Source organism: Marinomonas sp. ATLA20 (assembly GCF_057180105.1).
On record NZ_JBXUKU010000005.1, the window covers coordinates 71,379 to 93,768 of the forward strand.

Consider the following 22,390-nt stretch of genomic DNA (forward strand, 5'->3'; position numbering starts at 1 on the left):
CGAAAACATTAAGGTTGTCTGACCATTATGACGACAATGATTAAATGATTACTAATCGATTTTATTAACGCAAATTAAAACCACCTTTGTGTGGTTTTAATGTTTAAAGCGGTTTTCTACACCGTAGGGCGTTCTTCATATTGTGGAATATCGTCACAGATGTCATGCCATTCCGCTTTGGATCCGACAAATATATGTGAAGACGGCTTTCCTTCAATTTTAGTGTCGAGTGTGCCGATACGAAGTCGAAGTAGTTCTGGCATGCTTGGGCGTTTGCTATAAAGTGGGGAGGCACATTGCTTGCAAAACACACGAAAAGCACCTGGAGTTGATTCATACTCTGCCAGTAGTTCTTCACCTTTTAGTAGAGAAAAAGCGGTTGTAGGAATGGCCGCATTAGCGGCAAACGCCGAGCCGTTAGCCTTGCGACATTTTTGGCAATGACACTGCATGATGTCTCCAAGGTCGTCTTTAATTTCGTATTGAACACCATTGCATAAACAACTCCCAAATAACATGTCCTTCTCCTCAATCTTAGTCAACGTCATCCGTTAATTTACAGTTATTTCAGGTTAACCCTTTTGCCGTAGGCAAACAACTTTTTTGACTTAAGAGGCGAGCTTACTTAGAGGCAGCTGAATACTGATTAATTTTCGTTTTTATTTCTTGCGCTTCCTCCTCTAGTGCGGCAAGGAAGTCATCTAAAAAAGGGTTAAAAGGACGATGTAAAGGCAAAAGTATATTGATGGTAAAGGGGTATGAAACACTTAAAGGGCGAATATGTAAGCCATGCCCAATAAAGTCTAAAGCGGTTAACGGGTTGATGATGGCAATACCTGCGCCCTTGCTAACCAACTGGCAGACTGACGCAGCAGTTGGCGTTTCTATGTGGTTTTTACGATTAATCCCAAGCCGATACAGTTCTTCGTCTAGCTTTATTCGATAGGGATCGGTAGGTGATAAGTTCACAAAAGGCTGACCTTCAAAGTCGCGTATATCAATAGTGTCTTTTGCTAATAACGGATGGCCGTTTGGCAATATGCAGACTTCATCAATGCTTAGTAAGGGCCTGAGTGTTGTTCCAGATGGCGTGTTATTGTTTTCTATCAGACCAAGGTCATATTGTTGGTAAGTTAAGCTTTGCTCTAAAAATGGTGATTCTTGTACAGAAATTGATATACCAACGTTTTGTCGAGAGTCTAAAAATTTAAGGCAGGCTCCTGGGAGCAACGACTGAGAAAAAGCCGGTAATGTTAGCAATGATAGTCTACCTACTTGATCGGTACGTAAATCCTCAACCGTTGACCAAATTCGTTCTAAGCCAATGTATGAGCGTTTTACTTCTTCAAACAATGTGAAGGCAGCGTTGCTGGGTTTGAGTCGGCCGCGTATGCGTTCAAATAAGCTAAACCCTAGTACTTGTTCAAGTCTTGCCAATTCACGGCTAATTGTCGGCTGTGATGTGTGCAGCATGTCCGCGGCGCTGGTCACGCTCTCTGCGGTCATTAGGGCATTAAATATTTCTACCTGTCGAAATGTCAGTTTCATAAGCCATATCAAAAATGAATAGAATTCTAATAAATAGATATTATTTGTATTTTTTTCTTAGCGCTATGATTTCTTTCACATGATGAGAATAATCGATAGGAGTAAAGCTAAATGTGTATTTTTAATTCCAATACATTAAGAGAGGTAGCGCAGCAGTTTGGTACGCCTGCATGGGTTTATGATGCGGCCACTATTCGGCATCAGATTAGACAGCTACGCGACTTTGACGTTATTCGTTTTGCACAAAAAGCCTGCTCGAATACACACATTCTACGATTGATGCGTGAGGAAGGTGTCATGGTTGACGCTGTGTCTGCAGGAGAAATAGAACGTAGTTTGGTGGCGGGTTACAGCAATATAGAGCAATCAGAAAGTATTGTATTTACCGCCGATATCATTGATCGAGAAACGGTTGAATTGGTTGTTCAACATCATATCCCTGTCAATATTGGCTCTATAGATATGTTGCATCGAATTGCAGAAAAGGCGCCGAGGCATCCAATTTGGATTCGAGTGAATCCAGGATTTGGTCATGGTCATAGTGAAAAAACCAATACAGGTGGAGCCAATAGTAAGCATGGCATTACTTTAGATGATCTGCCGCAGGCCATTACTTTGATTCAACAATATGGTTTGGATCTAATTGGTATTCACATGCACATAGGCTCTGGATCAGATTTGGAGCATTTATCGCAAGCCTGTAACGCTATGGTTGAGATTGTTAAATTCGCCAATGTGGACATTCGAGCTATTTCTACTGGCGGTGGATTGCCTGCGCCTTATTCGATTAACGATGAAAAGCTAGATACTAGCGTATTCTTTCGTTTATGGGATGAGGCACGTAGGGATATTGAAAATCATTTAGGGCATACCATTAAACTTGAAGTAGAACCAGGGCGCTTTTTAGTCGCAAACGCGGGTGTATTGCTATCGGAAATTCACTGTTTGAAATCAACGCAGCAGCATCATTTTGTCTTGGTTGATGCAGGCTTTAATGATTTGTTGCGACCCAGTATGTATGGAAGCTACCACAAAATTGAGGTGATTCATCAAGACGTCAATTATAAGCCCGTAAGGTCAATGGCAGCCTCTCTTAACTATGCTGTGGCTGGCCCTTTGTGCGAGTCCGGTGATGTGTTCACGCAAGACGCTAATGGCGTGATTTGCCATCAAACACTGGATAACCCAAGGGTCGGTGATTTATTGGTGTTTAATGATGCTGGTGGATACGGTGCTTCTATGTCTTCAAATTATAACAGTCGACCGCTTGCTCCCGAGATTTTAATGGATGATGGGCATTCTCATCTAATCAGGAGAAAACAACGGATAACAGACCTCTTGGCATTAGAAATGCTCTAACCTGAGCTAAGAATAATGGTCTTCTAATGAGATGAAACGAGGAATCTGTAGGGCAGTAGATTGATTTCATTCTATTTTGCTGGTTACACTGAATAGACTTTATTCATGAAAACGTTAAGGGGTTATCAGTGAGCCAAACATTTGAGTCGATATTTAAAGACAAGGTCAAACGCATGCATTACCAAGTTGATGGTTTGAGCTCGGAAAAAAGTCATATTCAGGTGGTTATTTGGCCAACTTTTTCTGGATTGACAGATTTTGAAAAAAGCATTGCAGACCGTATTGCTTCATTGGGTTTTTCAGCAACGGCGCTTGATTTGTATGGTATTGACCAAAATCCAGTCGAATTAGATGCGAAAATGGCCAAGATGGGCGCTCTGCTTGCTGAATCAGATCCTTTACATGATTTGCAGAACGAGCTGACACAATCGGCTTGTGATGTTATTCACGGTAAAACCATTGTTCATGTTGGTTTTTGTTTAGGTGGTCGTTTGGCTTTAGAAGCAGGTTTGCATCTTGCTGATAGTGCCGGTGCTGTGAGTTTTCATGGCCTGATGAGTTTTTTCCGTGCTCAATCGGAAGAGAAAGCCAACACCAAGACAAAAATCTTGGTGTTAAATGGTCATCAGGACACTATGGTAACTGATGAAGATGCTCAAGATGCTAAGCGTTATTGGACAGGTTTAGGGATGGATTTTCAGTTTGTTGATTTTAGCCATGCTGTCCACTCTTTTATGCTGCCAACGGCCAATAATCCAGAGCATAACAGCCAATACAATCCACTTGTAGCCAAGCGAGCATATGGCTATTTAGCGAATTTCTTAGAAGAATTCATTTAAAAAAAGTATTTGAATGAACGGTTGTAGATAGGCTTCCGTTCATTCTTTGTACTATCTTATTGTGATGGAGTCATCGTCATCGTTCGCCCGCCAGAAATACTATTCGTGATATAGCCCCCTTATTTTTTTTAGCGTTTTAAATTGATCAGTACAGCAATAAATATCTTTAGAAACTGTGTGTTTTTTCTAATTTGCAATAGGATGTATTCGTCAATATGTCGATGTTTGCACAATTTCTAGGTAAATAATAAGGAAAATTCATATCTCATTCTTTGTCCTGTATATAGGATGATAAGTCCCATTTTTTGATATTGTTCTTGTTATTCTATCGTCTTATTCTTGCCCGATTAAAATCCCAATCAGATTGTTTTTTGAGAGTATAGGTAAGTGATGACAGAGATAGATAAGCATTCCCTGAAGAAGAAAAAAACCATTATTCTGTTGGCACTAGGCGTCATTGTTGTTTTTGTCTGTTTTTACATTTGGTGGTTAAAAATAGGACAATTCAACGAAACAACAGAAGACGCTTATGTATCCGGTAACATTGTTAATGTGATGTCTCAGGTGTCTGGAACTGTGACAGATATTATGTTCGACAATACTAGCTTGGTTGGTGAATCGGATATCTTGGTAAAAATAAACCCTGTGGATGCTCAGTTAGCTTTGCAGGAAGCGGAGGCGAGTTTTGCGAGCACTATTCGATCCGTGCGCAACAGTTTTGCGTCACTGGAAGAGCAAAAAGCCAATGTGGATTTGGCTAAAGTTTCATTAGATAAAGCAGAGGCAGACTATAAGCGTCGAGTGAATTTGAAGAAAAATAACCTTATTTCAAATGAAGACCTAAGTCACTATGAAAGCACATTAACCAGCGCTCAAGCCTCTTATAATCTGGCACTAAAATCGTACGATACCAATAAAACCAAGGTGGACAACACCACGGTCTTGACTCATCCGGATGTATTGAAAGCGCAGTCTGCTTTGAAGGCGGCCTGGCTGACACTAAATCGCACCACGATTCTTTCTCCTGCAAGTGGTTATATCGCCCAGCGTAGCGTTCAAGTTGGGCAGCATGTCTCAGCAGGTAGCACTTTGATGTCTGTTATTCCATTAAAAGGTGTTTGGGTGACGGCCAACTTTAAAGAAACACAGCTTGGCGATATTCGAGCTGGGCAGCAAGTGAGCTTGATTTCAGACGTCTATGGTTCGAGTGTTACTTATCATGGCAAGGTCAAAGGTATTGAGCCTGGAACGGGCAGTGCGTTTTCTTTACTACCTGCTTCCAATGCCACAGGCAACTGGATTAAAACGGTTCAACGGGTGCCAGTACGTATTTTGTTGAACCCAACAGAGTTGGAAGAACATCCTTTGCGTCCAGGTTTGTCTATGAGCGTTAGTGTCGACACCTCTAATGCTGGTGCGCCAGTATTGACCTCTCTTGCAGAAAGCCAAACCCCTTGGAGGACGAATGTTTTTGATCATAATGACGATGGTGTCAATGTGATTATCCAAAAGATCATTAAAGAAAGTATGTAAGTGATGATAAGTCGAATTAGTCGTCACAAATATGTTCCCGCGCCTTCCCATGAATGGTTGATGCTGGCGACCATTTTTTTTCTCATGTTGCTGAACTTTTTGCAGACCGGCATGATTGTATTTGCAGCCGCGCCTTTGATGGGGGAGCTTGGTGTTTCTCCACAAGAGTACAGTTTGGCAACGGCTGCGTATGCTTGTGTTGCTGTGGTGACTATTTCTAAACAGCGTTGGTTGGTTGAACGAATGGGCTGGAAGTACTACATACTTGCGTCTTTATTTATCTTCTTTATCGGCTGTGTTGTTGGGTTTAATTGCCGCAGTTTTGATGGTTTTTTGACCGGCTATGTCATCATGGGGTTTGGCGGAGCCGCATTTATGACAGGTGCCCGCGTCATTATTAACTTATTTCCCCCAGGACTGATTCGTTTAACGGGCATCAAATCGTACGCTTATGGGCTGACAATAGGATCGGCGCTTGCGCCTTTTTTAGCGGCACATTTGTTCATGACCGCTTCTTGGCACTATCTGTTTGTTATATTAATGGTTGTGAGTTTGTTGAGTGCGATTACGGCTTCATTTTGTTTGCCGGGTATACCTGCTAAAGAGGAAGTGCGTAGCCAAAGTCATCCCTATATATTAATGGCTTTGGCGGCGGGTTCTTTTTTAATCTTGTATGGTTTTCAGTATGGTAACTATGCTTTTTTCAGTAACACGGTTTTGGTTTGCGTATTCTTATTATTAGGTCTAAGTAGTCTTTACTATTTTTTACGTAGCATGGTTCGTCACCATGAAAACCGGCCTTTACTCTCGATGAGGTCTCTGTTTAGCAGCAAGTTGTATCGTAATGGCGTGACTGTATTTTTTGTCTGTTATTTGATCATGGGATCAAACAGTTATTTGATACCGCAGATTTTGCAGAAAGGCCTTGGTTATGGCTGGAGCACGATTGGTAACTGGTATGCTTTTGGACAAGTAGGGGGTGTGGTTGGCCTGTTCGTTAGTATGCTTATTATGCCGAAAAAGCCACACGGAAAAAAATTCTATGTGACGGGTTTTTTGTGCTTGATGGCATACGGTTTCTTTATGATGAGATTAACGCCTACGACAAATTTACAAACCTATATAGTGCCAGCGTTATTTCTTTTTGTGTTTTTTACGGTGTGCGTACAAGGTACGGTGGCTGCGAAAGCGTTTACCGAACTGCAGCATGATGAAACGGTCTTTTCTCACGCCCAGCAAGTGAAAAACATGGTGTCACAAATGAGTGTGGCGTTAGGGATATCTTTAGCTAGCATTGGGCTGCAGTGGCGTACGACAGTGCATTATGGGGTGCTAAATCAGCATGTTGCAACGAACGATCCTATATTTGTAAAAGTGCTGAGTCAGATTACCAGTGTGTATGGCACTCACATGAGTTCCGATATGGCAAATAAGGCAGGTTTTGCGTGGATTGCGGATCAAGTGCATCGTAATGCCGTTATATTGGCGGGAATTGATTATTTCTCTTTGTTGTTTGCGGTCGGGATTATTGGTGTGATTGTTATGGGTTGTCAAAAACGCCTAAACTAGCGTTTTATAATGTCATTTTTTGGTCTTTTTTGCAGGGTAATAAAGCGATTGATGGATTTTAACGATATCTACTATTTTTACCTGACCGCCGAAAATGGTGGTTTCACCGCTGCCGAGCGTGTGTCAGGGATCACAAAGTCTTTATTGAGTCGCCGAGTTGCTCAGCTAGAAGACAAGCTGGGAATCCAATTGATTCAGCGTAATAGCCGAAAATTCACCTTAACCGATGCAGGGCTGCAGTTGTACGAAGGCGCTGCCAATATGGTGGCGGAAGGGCAATCTGCTTACGAGTCTGTTGCATTATTACAGTCAGTGCCTTCGGGTGTGGTTCGAGTGAGTTGCCCTGTGCTATTGGCACAGCATCACTTTTCTGTTTTCCTGCCTGAATTCATGAAAAAGTATCCCAAGGTATCTGTTTATCTGGATGCAACAGATAGGGATGTTCAGGTACTAGAGGAGCGGATTGATATTGCCTTACGAACACGCGGTGCAATTGTAAACGAAGCCGGTGTTGTCGCTAAAAAACTGGCCACAAGTAAGATGATTTTGGTGGCCAGCCCTCAGTTTATTAATGAATTTGGCATGCCTAATCATCCAAGTCAGCTGTCTAAAATGCCGACATTGACAGAGACTTTTGGTAAGCAGGAGTCTTTACATCAGTGGGAGTTACTTGGCCCAGATAGCTCTATCTGTTTGGTTCAGCATCACCCAAGACTGGTGTGTCTGAATCGAGGCTTGTTACTTAGTGCTGCTTTACAGGGCGTTGGGGTTGGCTTGGTTCCGGAGATCGTGGCGAGTGAGGATTTAGAATCGGGGGATTTAGTGCGCGTTCTACCTGACTGGACGACAAAGGTAAGTATTGTTCAGGCCGTGTATTCCAGCAGAAAGAGCATGACACCTGCGGTTAGAGTATTTTTAGACAGCTTGATGCACTACTTTTCAGAGGTCGTAAAAGTCAGTCGTTTTCATTGATTTTTATTGCTGAGCCTTTTTTCTTTGCTTTTAATTTGGACAAAAAAATAGCCCTTGCATGGGCTATTTTTTTGTCTGTAATACAGACGCTATCTAGCTGGTACAGGGCGATCAACCAGTGCGTCACCATCACGGTTAAATAAATAACAGTCTTCTTTTTTGATACCTACGGTGACTTTCTCGCCATTGCGGGTAAGGTTAGAGCCGCTCACTTCAATGGTAAGTTTGCTGCCTTCAAATTGGCCGTAAAGATAGGTTAAGCCGCCAAGATGTTCTGCCACATCAATGTCTAGACTAATAGTAATATCGGCGTCTTGGGTGTTTTCTTTGACATGTTCTGGGCGGATGCCAAGCTTGACGGTTTCGTTGACAGAAATCTTGGTGCCATCGACTTCAAGCTCTATTTTCTGACCTGCTAGATCAATGACTGCGACATCTTTATTGTCAATGCTCACCACTTTGCCTTCGAGGAAGTTCATTCTTGGCGAACCGATAAAACCGGCGACAAATTCATTGGCAGGGTTGTGGTAAAGTTCAAGCGGTGAGCCAACTTGCTCTACGTTGCCTGCGCGCAACACGACGATTTTATCCGCCAATGTCATGGCTTCGACCTGATCGTGTGTTACATAAATCATGGTCGCTTGAAGACGATTGTGTAATTGGGCAATCTGAATGCGCATGTCGACACGTAGTTCTGCGTCTAGATTAGAAAGTGGCTCATCAAATAGGAATACTTCTGGTTGACGAACAATGGCACGACCAATAGCCACACGCTGGCGTTGACCACCGGAAAGTTGTTTAGGTTTGCGATCCAGTAGTTCGTTGAGTTGAAGAATGTTGGCGGCATTACTGACTTGCGCTTTGATTTTTTCGGGTGCTACGCCATTCATACGTAAGCCAAAGCTCATGTTTTCTTCTACTGTCATGTGCGGATATAAGGCATAGGATTGGAATACCATGGCAACACCGCGGTCGGCTGGCGCCACGTTATTCATATTGGTGCCGTTGATCTCTAGTTTGCCATCGGTAATGTCTTCTAGTCCCGCGATTAAGCGCAATAGTGTGGACTTACCACAACCAGATGGACCTACAAAGACCACAAATTCACCGTCTTCTAGATCTAAATTGACGCCATGAATAGTTTCAATGTCGTGAAACCGTTTGATGACGTTTGTTAGTTTTATCGTCGCCATAATGGACTTTCCTATGCTAGTTAGAGGCCATAGCCCCCATTCGGGTGGATACTTTCTTACAGGCGTCTTTGACCAATGTTTGAAAGTGTTGGAAACGCGCATCGTCTACACGAAATTTGGGTGCGGTAATACTGAGCGCGGCAATGGGTTCGTTTCTATGGTTTAAAATCACCGAAGCGGCACATTGAATGCCTTCTTCATGCTCTTCTAAATCCAAGGAAATTTTGCTTTCACGAATCTTGCGAAGATCTTCTCTTAACATGTCTTCGTTAATTAACGTGGAATCTGTGTGCTTAATAAAGCTTTGTTCTTTGATGGCGGCAGCCAATTGATCTTCACTGAGAAAGGCCATCATGGCTTTACCTACACCGGTGCAATAGGCTGGGCCTTTTTTGCCGACGGCTGAAAATAAACGCAAACTTTTCTGGCTTTCCAGTTTGTCTATATAAATGACGTCGCCACGGTCTAAAACCGCAAGGTGAATGGTCTCGCCCGTTTCATCCCAAATGTGTTTCATCTGGTCTGCAGCGATATCGCGCACATCAATTTTTGACCACGCTTGGTGTGCTAATTCTAGTAATCCATAACCAGGATGATAAAGCTGGGTTACGTCGTCAAAGCGAATTAAGCCTTTGTCAGTTAATGACGTTAAGGTGCGATGCGCGGTGGCTTTTGGTAAATCCGTTTTTTCAACCAGTTCGGCAAAGCGAAGTGGTACAGGTGTCATACAGACTTCCTGCAGTAAGCTAAGCGCTTTATCTAACGATGAGCCTCCGCTCTTAGTGTCTTGCTCCGACATGGTTAGGTTTCCTTAATCTCTGTTTTTATAATTTTTTAAGGTCAATTTGGTCTCAAAAAAGAGACATGAAAAAATGTTCTAAATTCAGTATTGCAAAAAATGGAACTTTATTCCATTATTTTGTTAGGCAAGTTATTCGTTGATTGAAAACGGGTAGCAAGTGGGACAATTTATAAACTAATAAAAATAAGAGGTATGTGCGCCATGCAAAAGTTGCATAGCAAGCAACAGCAATGGATGCCGGTTTTATTCTTAGCGCCAGCAGTCATTTTGTTTGTGGTCTACGTTATCTTTCCTATTCTGCAGAGTATCTGGTTGAGTTTTTATGAATGGGATGGAATTGGTGAAAAGACCTTCGTAGGCTTTAGTAATTATTTAGAACTGTTTGATGATTATCAGTTCTGGGTGGCGTTAAAAAACAACCTATATTGGATGGTTTTCTTCATGCTAGCCCCGCCAATCGGTTTGGGGATTGCGTTATTTCTTAATCAAAAAATCATGGGCATACGTTTAGTTAAGTCTATGTTTTTCTTTCCTTTTGTTATTTCTCAGGTGGTTGTCGGTTTAGTCTTCTCTTGGTTTTACGACCCTTCATTCGGTCTGTTTAACAAGGCGATTGGCTTATTTGGCTTAGAGCCCGTTGCTATCTTATCTGATGAGAACTGGGTGACTTTCGGTATTATCGTTGCTGGACTTTGGCCGCAAATTGCTTACTGCATGATCTTGTATCTCACAGGCTTAAATAATCTTAATCCAGATCAAATAGAGGCGGCGCGTTTAGATGGTGCTCACGGCTGGAAAATGTTGCGTCACGTAATCTTGCCGCAATTACGTCCCGCTACTTTTATCGCTGTAGTGGTGACTGTGATTGGTGCATTACGTAGTTTCGATCTTATTGCAACCATGACCAGTGGTGGCCCATTTGGTTCATCGAGCGTACTGGCTTACTTCATGTACGAGCAATCTATCTTTAACTACCGTGCTGGTTACGGTGCGGCGATTGCAACTGTGTTGTTCTTGATTATGGATATTTATATCGCCTACTTCTTGTGGCGTATGCTGAAGAGTGAGAAAGCCTAATGTTTCCAACTCCTATAGAAAAAAGATCGTTACCTTTTAATTTAAGCTATCGCGTTGCGGTTTGGATTGCTTTGTTGCTTTGGCTGTTGCCTCTAATCGCCGTTATGATGACATCGGCTCGCTCCATGGCAGATATTAATAGCGGTAACTATTGGGGCATTCCAAGTGAGTGGATGCTTTTTGAAAACTACACCATGGTGTTTACTCAAACGCCCATGCTGCGGTATTTAATTAATTCACTGATTATTACTTTACCTGCGGTATTTGGTGCTGTTGCCCTGTCTACGCTGGCGGGTTATGCCTTAGCAAAATACAAGTTTCGTGGCAATGTGGCGCTTTTTGCGGCGTTTATTGCAGGTAACTTCGTACCGTTTCAAATCCTCATGATTCCAGTGCGCGATTTAACTATTAGCATGGGATTGTATGATACAGCATCGGGGTTGATCCTTTTCCATATCGCTTTTCAGACCGGCTTTTGTACTTTGTTTATGCGTAACTTTATCGTCGGTTTACCCGATGAATTAATTGAAGCGGCGCGTGTTGAAGGGGTGAGCGAATGGCAAATCTTCTGGCATGTGGTGTTGCCTTTGGTGCGTCCTGCATTGGCTGCTTTGTCCGTGCTGGTTTTTACCTTCATTTGGAATGACTATTTCTGGGCTTTGGTATTGGTACAAAGTGATGAAGTGCGTCCGATTACGGCTGGTATTAGTGCATTGAAAGGTCAGTGGATGGCATCTTGGCAGTTAATTGCTGCAGGTTCCGTCATTGCCGCATTACCTCCTGTCATTTTGTTTTTCGCTATGCAGAAGCACTTTATTGCAGGCTTAACTTTGGGCGCTACAAAAGGGTAATGGATTATGTCAGAAATGAAGAAAGTGTCCTTTTATCGCCAAGACGTATCAGGAAATCAACAGCAAGGTAAAACCTTGGTGATGGCTTGCCCAGCGCAAGGTGCTCCAGAATTGTTGTATTTTGGCGATGCTTTGCCCGAAGCGACAGATTTAGTCAGTGTGTATTTGTCCCAGCAAGCGGCGATACCGCAAGGCATGATGGATAAGCCAACGCCAATGTCGCTCATACCGGAAGCGGGTCGCGGGTGGTTACAAACGCCAGCGGTGGAGGCCAGTGCTGAAGATCGTCCCGCATGGGCGACATGTTGGACTTTGGTTGCAGTGGACGAGCGACAAAATGACTGTGTGATTCGTTTGGAAGACAAGGTTGCACAATTATCGGTTACGCTGGAAATTGGTTTGTTGTCGTCTGGTGTATTACGCCAGCAGTTAACATTGACTAATCAAGGTGAATCGAATGTGACCGTACAGCGTTTGGCTTGCACCTTGCCCGTTGTTACACAGTTTACTGAACGAATGGGATTTTATGGTCGCTGGTGTCAAGAGTTTCAGCAAGAGCGCAGTGATTGGCAAGCCACTTGGTTGCAAGAAAATCGCAATGGTCGCAATTCTCAGGCGAACTTTCCTGCAGTGATTGTTGGCGAACAGGGTTTTGGTGAGCAGCAAGGTGAGCTGGTCGGTGCGCATTTGGCGTGGAGCGGTAATCACAGATTAAAAGCCGATTACACAGCGGAAGGTCACCGTTATTTACAAGCTGAAGTCTTGTATTTGCCGGGTGAAATCATCTTGGCTGCTAATGAATCCATCACAACACCAGAATTTTTAGCTGCACACAGTGTTTCTGGTTTGAACGCCATGAGCCAACAATTTCACCAAGAAGCGCGTCACCGCTTGAGATTAACCAAGCCGCGTCCTGTGCATCTCAATACATGGGAGGCGTTTTATTTTGATCATGATATGACCAAACTCAAGGCGCTGGCGAAAGCCGCCGCCGATGTGGGCGTTGAACGTTATATCCTCGATGATGGTTGGTTCCGGGGTCGTGATAATGATAAAGCCGCGCTGGGTGACTGGTTCGTTGATGAAAGCAAATACCCTGATGGTTTAATGCCATTAATCCGTTATGTGAAAGACGATTTAGGCATGGAGTTTGGTTTGTGGTTTGAGCCTGAAATGGTCAACCCAGATTCTGATTTATTTCGCGCTCACCCTGATTGGGCATTGCAATTACCCCAGTACGAGCCTGCTTTGGCGCGCAATCAGTTAGTGTTGAACTTGGCTAAGCCAGAAGCTTACCAATACATCCGCGAGCGTTTGTTTGCTCTGTTTACCGAATATCCTATTGATTATGTGAAATGGGATATGAACCGAGATTACACTCAGCCAAGTGGTGATATTGCGCCACAAGCCCACGCCCAAGTAGACGCTTTGTACCGATTATTGAGCGAGCTCAATCAAGTATTTCCAGCTATGGAGATCGAAAGCTGTTCTTCTGGCGGTGCGCGCGTGGACTTCGGTATCTTGAATTTTACTAAGCGTTTTTGGGCATCTGATTGTAACGATGCTTTAGAGCGACAAGCTATTCAGCGTGGTTTTAGCTATTTCTTGCCGCCTGAAGTGATGGGTTCTCACATTGGCCCAGATAAAAGCCATACCACGAGCCGTATTCATGATGTGGCGTTCCGCGCGGGAACCGCCATGCTTGGGCATTTAGGTATTGAATGGAACTTGTTGGACGCCAATGCAGAGCAGAAAGCCACCATTGCTAATTGGCTTTCTCATTACAAACAGTATCGAAGCGTTTTGCATGAAGGTAATAACTGGCGCTTGCCAAGTGCCGATGAACGAGCGCAAACCCAATGGGCATTGAGCCAAGACCAAATGCAAGGGTTGGCGATTTACAGTCAATTAGCAATGCCCAAGCAAGCTCAAACCTTGCCGATTCGTTTACCAAACTTATTGCCAGATCAGCTCTATCAAATAAACGTTCTGGAACACAGCCCACTGCCTGGACATCTTATGAAAGCCTTACCTGTGTGGTGGAAAAAAGACCTTATATTAAACGGTGCGAGCTTGAGTCAAATTGGGCTGACATTGCCTATTTTTGACCCTGAATCTCTAGTGTTGATAGCAATTAAAGCCGTACCTGAAACGGAGAATTATTGAATGAGTGACAAAAATAACAAAGATAAAAAACCATTACGCAGTCAGCAATGGTACGGCAAATTAGACAAAGACGGCTTTATTCACCGTAGCTGGATGAAAAACCAAGGTTTGCCAGATCACAGCTTTGATGGCCGACCAATTATTGGTATTTGTAACTCATGGAGCGAATTAACTCCTTGTAATTCGCATCTTCGTGAATTAGCCGAATACGTAAAACGCGGCGTTTGGGAAGCGGGTGGTGTGCCACTAGAGTTTCCAGTGATGTCGTTGGGTGAAACCCAAATGAAGCCGACGGCCATGTTATTTCGTAATTTGATGAGCATGGATGTAGAAGAATCCATGCGTGCTTACGGAATGGACGGTGTTGTGTTATTGGGCGGTTGTGACAAAACCACGCCAGCCCAATTGATGGGCGCGTGTTCGGTGGATTTACCGACGATTGTTGTGTCATCTGGTCCAATGCTAAACGGTAAATATCGCGGTAAAGATATAGGTTCAGGTACAGACGTTTGGAAATTTAGTGAAGCGGTACGCGGCGGTAAAATGAGCCTTGATGCTTTTATGCGTGCAGAGTCTGGTATGTCTCGTTCCCGTGGAACTTGTATGACCATGGGCACAGCATCGACCATGTCTTGTTTGGTGGAAGCTTTGGGTATGTCTTTACCAGAAAACGGCACCTTGCCAGCGGTCGATGCTCGACGTCAGGCGTTGGCTCATATGACGGGCGCTCGTATTGTTGAGATGGTGAAAGAAGATCTAAAACCGTCTGATATTTTGACCAAGACAGCTTTTGAAAATGCCATTCGTGCCAATGCCGCCATTGGTGGATCAACCAATGCGGTCGTGCATTTATTGGCAATTGCGGGTCGAGTGGGTGTGGATTTAACCCTAGAGGATTGGGACCGCATTGGTGCGGAAATTCCTTGTCTTGTCGACTTGATGCCTTCCGGTCGATTCTTGATGGAAGACTTCCATTACGCGGGCGGTTTCCCAGCGTTAATTCAGCGTTTGAGTCATCTCTTTGATATGACTGCCAATACGGTTTGTGGTGCAAGCTTGGGTGAGATTACCGAAGGCGCTGAGTGTTTCAATGAAGAGGTTATACGTCCTATTGATAAACCTTTGCGTGCGAAAGCGGGCATTGCTGTGTTACGCGGTAATTTGTCGCCACTAGGTGCGATTATTAAACCAAGCGCGGCCACACCGGCGTTGCTGCAACACACAGGTAAAGCTGTGGTGTTTGAAAACATTGAAGACTACAAAGCTCGTATTGATACGCCGGAACTTGAAGTAGACAAAGACTCTATTTTGGTACTGAAAGGCTGCGGTCCAAAAGGTTATCCAGGCATGCCAGAAGTCGGCAACATGGCGTTGCCAAGTAAGTTATTAGAGCAAGGCATTACCGACATGGTTCGCATTAGTGATGCACGCATGAGCGGTACGGCATTTGGTACGGTTGTATTGCATGTGGCGCCAGAATCGACAGTCGGAGGGCCGTTAGCCTTAGTGCAAAATGGTGATGAAATCACCCTTGATGTAGAAGGGCGTGGTTTGCATTTGCATATTTCTGATGAAGAAATGGCAACTCGTAAAGCCGCATGGCAGCCAGAAGAAAGTGATTATCATCGTGGTTATGCCAAGTTATATATTGATCATGTAATGCAAGCAGATCAAGGGGCTGACTTGGATTTCCTTGTTGGTAACAGTGGATCAAAAGTGAGTAGGGAGTCTCATTAATGACAAATAATAAAAATAAAACTGTCTTTTCTAGTTTAAATGGACGTCATGCTCTGGTGAGTGGTGGTGCATCTGGAATTGGTGAAGCCTTGGTACGAGCCTTGGCTCAGCAAGGTTGTTTGGTTAGTTTTTTCGATATCGATCAAGCGGCCGGAGATGCACTTGCAAAGGCGTTAAACGAGCAAGGCTTGAAAGCGCACTTTAATTTAGTTGATTTAACCGAAATAGACATGCTTCAAAAAGTTATTACTGAGCGCATGGCCGAATGGGGCGCGATTCGTATTCTGGTGAATAACGCGGCCAACGATCATCGCCATACGTTACAAGATATGACGTCAGAGGCGTTTGATCAATGCATGTCGGTCAATTTAAAACATCATTTCTTTGCCGCTCAAACCGTCGCACCCGCGATGGCCGCAGCGGGTGGCGGAAGCATTATTAATATGAGTTCCAACTCATGGATGTTGGGGCTTGCCGGTTATCCGGGTTATGTAACGGCAAAAGCGGGAATTTCAGGCTTAACAAAAGGCTTGGCACGTGAGCTTGGTGGACAAAAAATTCGTGTTAATACTGTATTACCCGGTTGGGTGATGACGGAAAAACAAAAACGTTTGTGGTTAACGCCAGAAGCAGAAGCTGAATTAATGACTCAGCAAGCCCTGAAAGAAAAAATTGAGCCAGAAGATGTGGCGGATTTGGTGCTGTTTTTAAGCGCTGATGACAGTCGTATGATTTCTGGGCAAAGCTTGGTTGTGGACGGAGGGCGCTTGTAATGACCTCATTAAATCCTGTTTCACAACCTGCTGGTGGCCAAGCGAGCTTTATTGCTATTGATTGGGGAACTACCAATTTACGCGCCTTTTTGATGAATCAGGACGGTCATATTCAAGCTCAACGCGACAGTGATCGAGGCATGTTAAAGCTTGGTGCAGCTGAATTTGAAAGCGTCTTATCTGATTTGCTGGGGGATTGGCTAACGCCTGATTTGCCGATTTATATGGCAGGCATGGTGGGAAGTCGCGGTGGTTGGCAAGAAGTACCTTATCAACACTGTCCTATCAAGTTAGACGATTTATCTGAACATCTTTTTTGGTTGACGACATCTTTGCCAAACAAAGTAGCCATTGTGCCAGGTTTACGTGGTGAAGGTGTTTCTGGGCTTACTGATGTAATGCGCGGAGAAGAAACACAATTACTGGGTGCGCTTGATTGGCTAGAAGAGCAAGGGCGTACCGATGAATCTCCCGTGTTTTGCTTGCCGGGTACGCATTGTAAGTGGGCACAAATCACCGAAGGTAAAGTAACGCATTTTTCTACGTCTATTACGGGGGAGCTGTTTGCGCGTTTGAACGATGAATCCAGTTTGGTAAAAGGCTTACCTAAATCCGATCAGCTAAATGAAGAGGCCTTTAAAAAAGGCGTCTTGGCGAGCCAACAAACAGGCGGTATTTTGCATCATTTGTTTAGTGCACGTAGTCGTTTTGTCTGTGGCGAGTTAGCCGCTGACGAAGTGCGAGATTATTTGTCTGGTGTGGTGGTTGGTCATGATGTGAACGATATTTTATCGGCATTGACTATGCCAACGAGCCCTGTGTTGATTATTGGCAGTCATGGGCTAAGCGCACGTTATGCCTTGGCTTTGTCCCTGATAAATCTCACCTCTGAATTTTTAGCGGCTAATGAAGCCAGTATTCGAGGTTTAAAACGCTTGGCGAATCGTCAGGCTAGGTCGGAACATAATCCGACAACAGGAGCGTAATGATATGAAACATTCTTTTGATGCATTGATGCACGAGTTCCCCATGGTCGCGATTCTTCGTGGCATAACGCCAGACGAAGTGGTTGAACATGCTCAAGTTTTGATTGACGCTGGTTTTCGCCTGATCGAAGTGCCGCTCAATTCCCCTGATGCTTTTACCAGTATTCATACATTGCAAGAAAAATTTGGTGATCAGGTGTTGATTGGTGCGGGAACAGTTTTGACCATGTCACAATTGACTGAGCTGGTCGATACGGGGGCAAAATTAATGGTTTGTCCGCATACCGATGTTGAATTGATTAAATCCGCGAAAGTCGCCGGTTTATACGCTATGCCAGGCTTTTTTACAGCAAGTGAGGCTTTTGCGGCACTGCATGCTGGCGCTGATGCGGTGAAGCTTTTCCCTGCGGAAGCCTTGCCTACAATCAATGTAGTGAAAGCCTTGGGCGCGGTGATTCCTGCCGAGACTTGGTTGTGTCCGGTGGGCGGTGTCACACCGACGAATGTTGCTGACTATTTGAATGTTGGTGCTCGTGGTTTTGGTCTAGGTTCGGCTTTGTATAAAAAAGGTCAATCGGTCGAGATCACAAAAGACAATGCAGAAGCCTTTATGACGGCTTGGAAGACCTATCAGCAATAGCTTTCTTTAAAGCAGACAAGACAAGTTGGAGAATAAAAACAATGAAGCAAATTAGTACGCAGCGTCATCAATTAGCTGAAGGACCATTTTGGAGTCAGTCAGAACAGGCTTTGTATTGGGTTGATATTCCCGCCTGCCAAGTATGGCGCTGGCATCAAGAGTCTAATGAATACCAACATTGGACTTTGCCGAAAAAAGTATCCGCCGTTTTTACGACACAAAGTGATCGATTGTTGGTTGCTCTGGCGGATTCTGTTGCCTATTTGGATAAAGCGACCGGTGAATTAGAGTATTTGTGTGATTTGGATACCGATATTGCTGGCAATCGCAGTAACGATGCTAAATGTGATCCAAATGGTGTGCTGTGGCTTGGTACCATGGACGATGCTGAAGAAAACGCATCGGGTCGTTTGTGGAAAATCACCGCAGAAGGCAAAAAGACGCTGATGCTTGAGGGGGTTGGTATTGCCAATACCTTGGCATGGGATGAGTCCCGCGGACGTTTTTATTTTGGCGACTCTATGACTCGTAAAGTTCACGCTTTTCCTTATCCAGAGTTTTATGACCTGCGCAGCCAAAAACCCTTTTTTGAAGTGAAAGAAGGCATTGGGGCGGATGGCTCTTGTATTGATTCAGAAGGCTGTATTTGGAATGCCAATTGGGACGGTGGCCGTGTTGTGCGTTACAACCCAGATGGCGAAGTACTGCAGACGATAGAATTACCTTTCTCCAAGCCAACAAGCTGTGTGTTCGGTGGTCCTAATGGCAATACCTTGTTTATTACATCAGCAAGCGTGGCAACAACTGATGAACAGTTGGCCACACAGCCGCTTTCAGGTCATGTCATCGCCATTGATTTGAAAAATACAATGGATCTAGATGTTACTGGTAAGCCAAGTCAGTCATTTGCTGGAGCGTAGAATATGAAATTAGGTGTTTGTTATTATCCTGAGCATTGGCCAAAAAGCCGTTGGATTGAAGATGCTCAGCATATGCAGCGTATTGGTATTGAATACGTGCGAATTGGAGAATTTAGCTGGAGTACAATTGAACCCACTCCGGGCGAATTGCATTGGGAATGGTTGGATGAATCCTTATATATTCTGCATTCTCATGGGTTGAAAGTGATTTTAGGAACGCCAACTGCAACGCCGCCAAAGTGGTTGGTGGATCGTTATCCTTCTATGTTGGCTAAAGATGAGCAAGGACGAGTACGTCATTTTGGTTCGCGCCGTCATTACACTTTTGCCAGTCTTGAATATCGTGAAGAATGCCGACGCATGGTTACTATGATGGCGGAACGTTATGGTCAGCATCCAGCGGTGGCTTCTTGGCAAACTGATAACGAGTTCGGCTGTCATGACACGATTCTAAGTTATGCCGAAGCCGATCTTGCGGCTTTTCGTATTTGGTTAGCAGAAAAATACGGCACGATTGACGTGTTAAATAAAGCATGGGGTAACGTATTTTGGAGCATGGATTATCGCTCTTTCGATGAAATTGAATTGCCAAATCTTACAGTAACCGAAGCCAATCCATCTCATCGTTTGGATTTTCAGCGTTGCTGCTCAGATCAAGTGGTTGCCTTCAATAAGCTACAAGTTGATATTTTGCGCGAGTATTCCGCGGGTCGTGATTTAGTGCATAACTACATGGGCTTTTTTACGGCGTTTGATCATCATAAGGTCGGTCAAGACCTTGATGTGGCAAGTTGGGATACCTATCCATTAGGCTTTTTGGATCAAGAGGCCATTTATACCCAAGAAGAAAAACACAAGTATCTACGTGTTGGTCATCCTGATTTTGGTGCTTTTCACCATGATTTATACCGTGGTTGCGGCAAGGGCCGTTTATGGATCATGGAGCAACAGCCAGGTCCGGTGAACTGGGCACCACATAACCCAACGCCTGCCTATGGCGCTGTGCGCTTATGGACATGGGAGGCGTTTTCTCATGGCGCAGAATTGGTGTCGTACTTCCGCTGGCGTCAAGCACCATTCGGTCAAGAGCAAATGCACGCGGGCTTGCTACGTCCGGATGCACAAGAAGCCGAAGCGGCAAAAGAGGCAACCTTAGTCGCGGCTGAAGTTAAAGAATTAGCTCAATCTCTTGGCTTGGATGCAGAAGAATTAATGTCTTTACCTAGTGCAGGAAAAGTCGCTTTGATGTTTGATTACGACGCCTGTTGGTCATTGGATATTCAGCCTCAATCCCGAGCTTATCGTTATTTATTTTGGTGCTATCGTGTTTATGAAGCTCTGCGTGAAATAGGTCTTTCAGTTGATATTATTCCAAGTGATGCACCATTGGATGCTTACCAGCTTCTAGTGCTTCCAGCGCAAGCGCATATCACGGCGTCGTTGCAAGAGAGGCTCAATGCTTATCAGGGTGTGTTATTAGCAGGTCCTAGAACCGGCAGCAAAACAGACAGTTATCAAATACCTGAAAATCTTGCACCGGGCCCGTTGGCGAGTTTATTGCCACTAACCGTAGAACGTGTCGATGCTTTGCCTGAACATACTCAGCCAGCCGTTTCTGGGCGCTGGGGGGCCGGCAACTTGAAGCATTGGCATGAACAAATTAAAACGGCACTGCCTTGTTTGTTAAAAGACAATGGTGGTAACCCTGTGTTGATGGGGGCTGGTCGACACTTTTATCTGGGGTCTTGCGTAGATAATAACTTGTTAAAAACAAGCTTGGCGAAGCTAGCTGATATTGCGTCTTTATCGACTTGTTATTTGCCAGAAGGTGTACGAGTTCGTGAGCGTGGTAATGTGGTATTTGTCTTTAATTATGCTTCACACTCGGTGGTGTTTGAGCCTGAAAATGCGGAGTTGATTTTGGGCAATAAAACTTTAGAAGCCGCTGATGTGGCGATCTGGAAGAAAAAGTAAATAAAATCAGCAAATAATAAAGTGGAACTTGGTTTCGTTTGTTGATTTTTTACCTTTATTGATCAATACTGAAACTCGGTTCCAATTAATAAAAAGAAAAAGAGGGCTTAGTTAAATGAAAAAAATTCAATCCTTATTGGTAGGGGCAATGGCGCTGGGTGCCGTCTCTATTGCTAACGCCGGCACCTTGGTGATCAATTCCGATCAGGCCGACCCAGCTCCAAAGAAAGCGTTTACTGAAATCGTGCAGAAGTTTGAGAGTGAAAACCCTGACGTGACAGTAAAGTACAATTTGTATGACAAAGAAGGTTATAAAACCGCCATTCGTAATTGGCTGTCTACATCACCCCCTGACATTGTTTTCTGGTACGCGGGTAACAGAATGAAAGCCTTTGTTGATCGCGGCTTATTTGAAGACGTGAGCGACATTTGGAAGAAACAAGACCTTAAAGCCAATATGCCATCCGCTGCACCAGCGATGACGATTAAAGGCAAACAATGGGGCGTGCCTTATACTTATTATCAATGGGGTATTTATTACCGCAAAGATATTTTTGATAAGTTAGGGCTTTCAGAGCCTAAAACTTGGGATGAATTTTTAGCGATAAACGCAAAGCTAAAAGCCAATGATATTGCTCCGATCGCCATTGGTACCAAATACCTTTGGACTGCAGCTGGCTGGTTTGATTACTTGAATATGCGAACTAACGGTTTGGATTTCCACATTGATTTGATGGATGGCAAAATTCCTTATACTGATCCTCGCGTTCGTAAAACCTTTGAACATTGGAAAGAATTGGTTGATAAAGGCTACTTCTTAGAGAATCATGCGTCTTATTCGTGGCAAGAAGCTCAGCCATTTATGTACAACGGTAAAGCAGCGATGTACCTAATTGGTAACTTTATTGTGCCAAACTTCCCTAAAGAGCTTGATCGTAAAATGGGCTTCTTCCAGTTCCCGCAAATAAATAGCAAAGTGGGAATGGCAGAAGATGCGCCGATGGATACTATTCATATTCCAGCAAAAGCAGCGAATAAGAAAGATGCGCGCAGATTTCTAGAGTTCATGGCTCGTCCTGATAACCAAACTTTGGTTAATGCGGCTCTATTGCAAATTCCACCACATAAGAAAGCACATGCTCCAGATGACTTCTTCCTAAATAAAGGGGTTAAAATGTTAAACAATGCTTCTGGAACAGCTCAATTCTATGACCGTGATACCGATCCAAGTATGGCGCAGGAAGGCATGAAGGGGTTCCAAGAGTTCATGGTAAAACCTGAGCGTCTTGATGCAATTTTGAAACGATTGGAAGGCGTTAGAAAACGCGTTTTTAAGTAAGCATTTGATCATTTTTTAAAGGCGTAAAAACTATCTTTAACGCAAAGAACAGCCAGTTCAGCATAAGTTGAACTGGCTTTTTTATTGCTCGTTTAGTGTTTAGAAATTTAGA

General features: G+C 44.0%; 19 protein-coding genes. 15 read left to right on the plus strand and 4 right to left on the minus strand.

Annotated features, from left to right (window positions below; translation table 11 throughout):
* Positions 1–116 precede the first annotated feature (116 nt).
* Together AC2A4J_RS09980 and AC2A4J_RS09985 are read right to left on the minus strand one after the other, a co-directional pair.
* Entirely contained in the window at positions 117–518 is a 402-nt protein-coding gene (locus AC2A4J_RS09980; protein ID WP_484175890.1) for a GFA family protein, read from the minus strand.
* A 103-nt stretch (positions 519–621) separates the two neighbouring features.
* Complete coding sequence (locus AC2A4J_RS09985; protein ID WP_484175891.1) at positions 622–1,548, minus strand: LysR family transcriptional regulator; 927 nt, start codon at positions 1,546–1,548, stop codon at positions 622–624.
* 111 nt (positions 1,549–1,659) lie between these two features.
* Here AC2A4J_RS09985 and lysA point away from each other — a divergent pair, with 111 nt between their 5' ends.
* The 5 genes from lysA (at position 1,660) to AC2A4J_RS10010 (ending at position 7,820) form a co-directional block, all read left to right on the plus strand.
* A complete protein-coding gene (gene lysA / locus AC2A4J_RS09990) occupies positions 1,660–2,907 on the plus strand; it encodes a diaminopimelate decarboxylase (protein WP_484175892.1) in 1,248 nt (415 codons plus the stop codon).
* A gap of 128 nt (positions 2,908–3,035) precedes the next feature.
* Complete coding sequence (locus AC2A4J_RS09995; protein WP_484175893.1) at positions 3,036–3,746, plus strand: dienelactone hydrolase family protein; 711 nt, start codon at positions 3,036–3,038, stop codon at positions 3,744–3,746.
* A gap of 390 nt (positions 3,747–4,136) precedes the next feature.
* Positions 4,137–5,279, plus strand: a complete 1,143-nt coding sequence (locus AC2A4J_RS10000) for an efflux RND transporter periplasmic adaptor subunit (RefSeq protein ID WP_484175894.1) — start codon at positions 4,137–4,139, stop codon at positions 5,277–5,279.
* Between the two features lie 3 nt (positions 5,280–5,282).
* Positions 5,283–6,848: an MFS transporter gene (locus AC2A4J_RS10005; RefSeq protein ID WP_255829280.1), complete on the plus strand. Its 1,566-nt coding sequence runs from the start codon at positions 5,283–5,285 to the stop codon at positions 6,846–6,848.
* Positions 6,849–6,899: 51 nt separating this feature from the next.
* The gene (locus tag AC2A4J_RS10010; protein WP_484175895.1) at positions 6,900–7,820 is read left to right on the plus strand and encodes a LysR family transcriptional regulator; all 921 of its coding nucleotides are present in this window, start codon (positions 6,900–6,902) and stop codon (positions 7,818–7,820) included.
* An 89-nt stretch (positions 7,821–7,909) separates the two neighbouring features.
* Here AC2A4J_RS10010 and AC2A4J_RS10015 read toward each other — a convergent pair whose 3' ends face one another.
* A complete protein-coding gene (locus tag AC2A4J_RS10015; protein WP_255824917.1) occupies positions 7,910–9,013 on the minus strand; it encodes an ABC transporter ATP-binding protein in 1,104 nt (367 codons plus the stop codon).
* 16 nt (positions 9,014–9,029) lie between these two features.
* Positions 9,030–9,812: an IclR family transcriptional regulator gene (locus tag AC2A4J_RS10020; RefSeq protein ID WP_484175896.1), complete on the minus strand. Its 783-nt coding sequence runs from the start codon at positions 9,810–9,812 to the stop codon at positions 9,030–9,032.
* A gap of 204 nt (positions 9,813–10,016) precedes the next feature.
* On the opposite strand from AC2A4J_RS10020, the gene AC2A4J_RS10025 reads away from it, so the two are divergent.
* The 10 genes from AC2A4J_RS10025 to AC2A4J_RS10070 all read left to right on the plus strand — a co-directional run bounded on the left by AC2A4J_RS10025 (position 10,017) and on the right by AC2A4J_RS10070 (position 22,278).
* Complete coding sequence (locus AC2A4J_RS10025; RefSeq protein ID WP_484175897.1) at positions 10,017–10,892, plus strand: carbohydrate ABC transporter permease; 876 nt, start codon at positions 10,017–10,019, stop codon at positions 10,890–10,892.
* Entirely contained in the window at positions 10,892–11,743 is an 852-nt protein-coding gene (locus AC2A4J_RS10030; RefSeq protein ID WP_484175898.1) for a carbohydrate ABC transporter permease, read from the plus strand. The genes AC2A4J_RS10025 and AC2A4J_RS10030 overlap by 1 nt, the downstream gene beginning before the upstream one ends.
* 6 nt (positions 11,744–11,749) lie before the next feature.
* Positions 11,750–13,909 carry an alpha-galactosidase gene (locus tag AC2A4J_RS10035; protein WP_484175899.1) on the plus strand — a complete coding sequence of 720 codons (2,160 nt, stop codon included), beginning with the start codon at positions 11,750–11,752 and terminating at the stop codon, positions 13,907–13,909.
* Positions 13,910–15,646 (plus strand): IlvD/Edd family dehydratase, encoded by a 1,737-nt coding sequence (locus tag AC2A4J_RS10040; RefSeq protein WP_484175900.1) that lies wholly within the window; start codon positions 13,910–13,912, stop codon positions 15,644–15,646.
* On the plus strand, positions 15,646–16,419 hold the full coding sequence (locus AC2A4J_RS10045) for an SDR family NAD(P)-dependent oxidoreductase (RefSeq protein WP_255824911.1): 774 nt from the start codon (positions 15,646–15,648) through the stop codon (positions 16,417–16,419). Before AC2A4J_RS10040 ends, AC2A4J_RS10045 begins: the two co-directional genes overlap by 1 nt.
* Positions 16,419–17,405: a 2-dehydro-3-deoxygalactonokinase gene (locus tag AC2A4J_RS10050; RefSeq protein WP_484175901.1), complete on the plus strand. Its 987-nt coding sequence runs from the start codon at positions 16,419–16,421 to the stop codon at positions 17,403–17,405. The genes AC2A4J_RS10045 and AC2A4J_RS10050 overlap by 1 nt, the downstream gene beginning before the upstream one ends.
* Before the next feature lie 4 nt (positions 17,406–17,409).
* Positions 17,410–18,045 carry a 2-dehydro-3-deoxy-6-phosphogalactonate aldolase gene (locus AC2A4J_RS10055; protein WP_484175902.1) on the plus strand — a complete coding sequence of 212 codons (636 nt, stop codon included), beginning with the start codon at positions 17,410–17,412 and terminating at the stop codon, positions 18,043–18,045.
* Positions 18,046–18,086: 41 nt separating this feature from the next.
* Complete coding sequence (locus tag AC2A4J_RS10060) at positions 18,087–18,965, plus strand: SMP-30/gluconolactonase/LRE family protein (RefSeq protein WP_484175903.1); 879 nt, start codon at positions 18,087–18,089, stop codon at positions 18,963–18,965.
* A gap of 3 nt (positions 18,966–18,968) precedes the next feature.
* Complete coding sequence (locus AC2A4J_RS10065) at positions 18,969–20,939, plus strand: beta-galactosidase (RefSeq protein ID WP_484175904.1); 1,971 nt, start codon at positions 18,969–18,971, stop codon at positions 20,937–20,939.
* A gap of 115 nt (positions 20,940–21,054) precedes the next feature.
* Positions 21,055–22,278, plus strand: coding sequence for an ABC transporter substrate-binding protein (locus AC2A4J_RS10070; protein ID WP_484175905.1), 1,224 nt, complete (start codon positions 21,055–21,057; stop codon positions 22,276–22,278).
* Positions 22,279–22,390 lie beyond the last annotated feature (112 nt).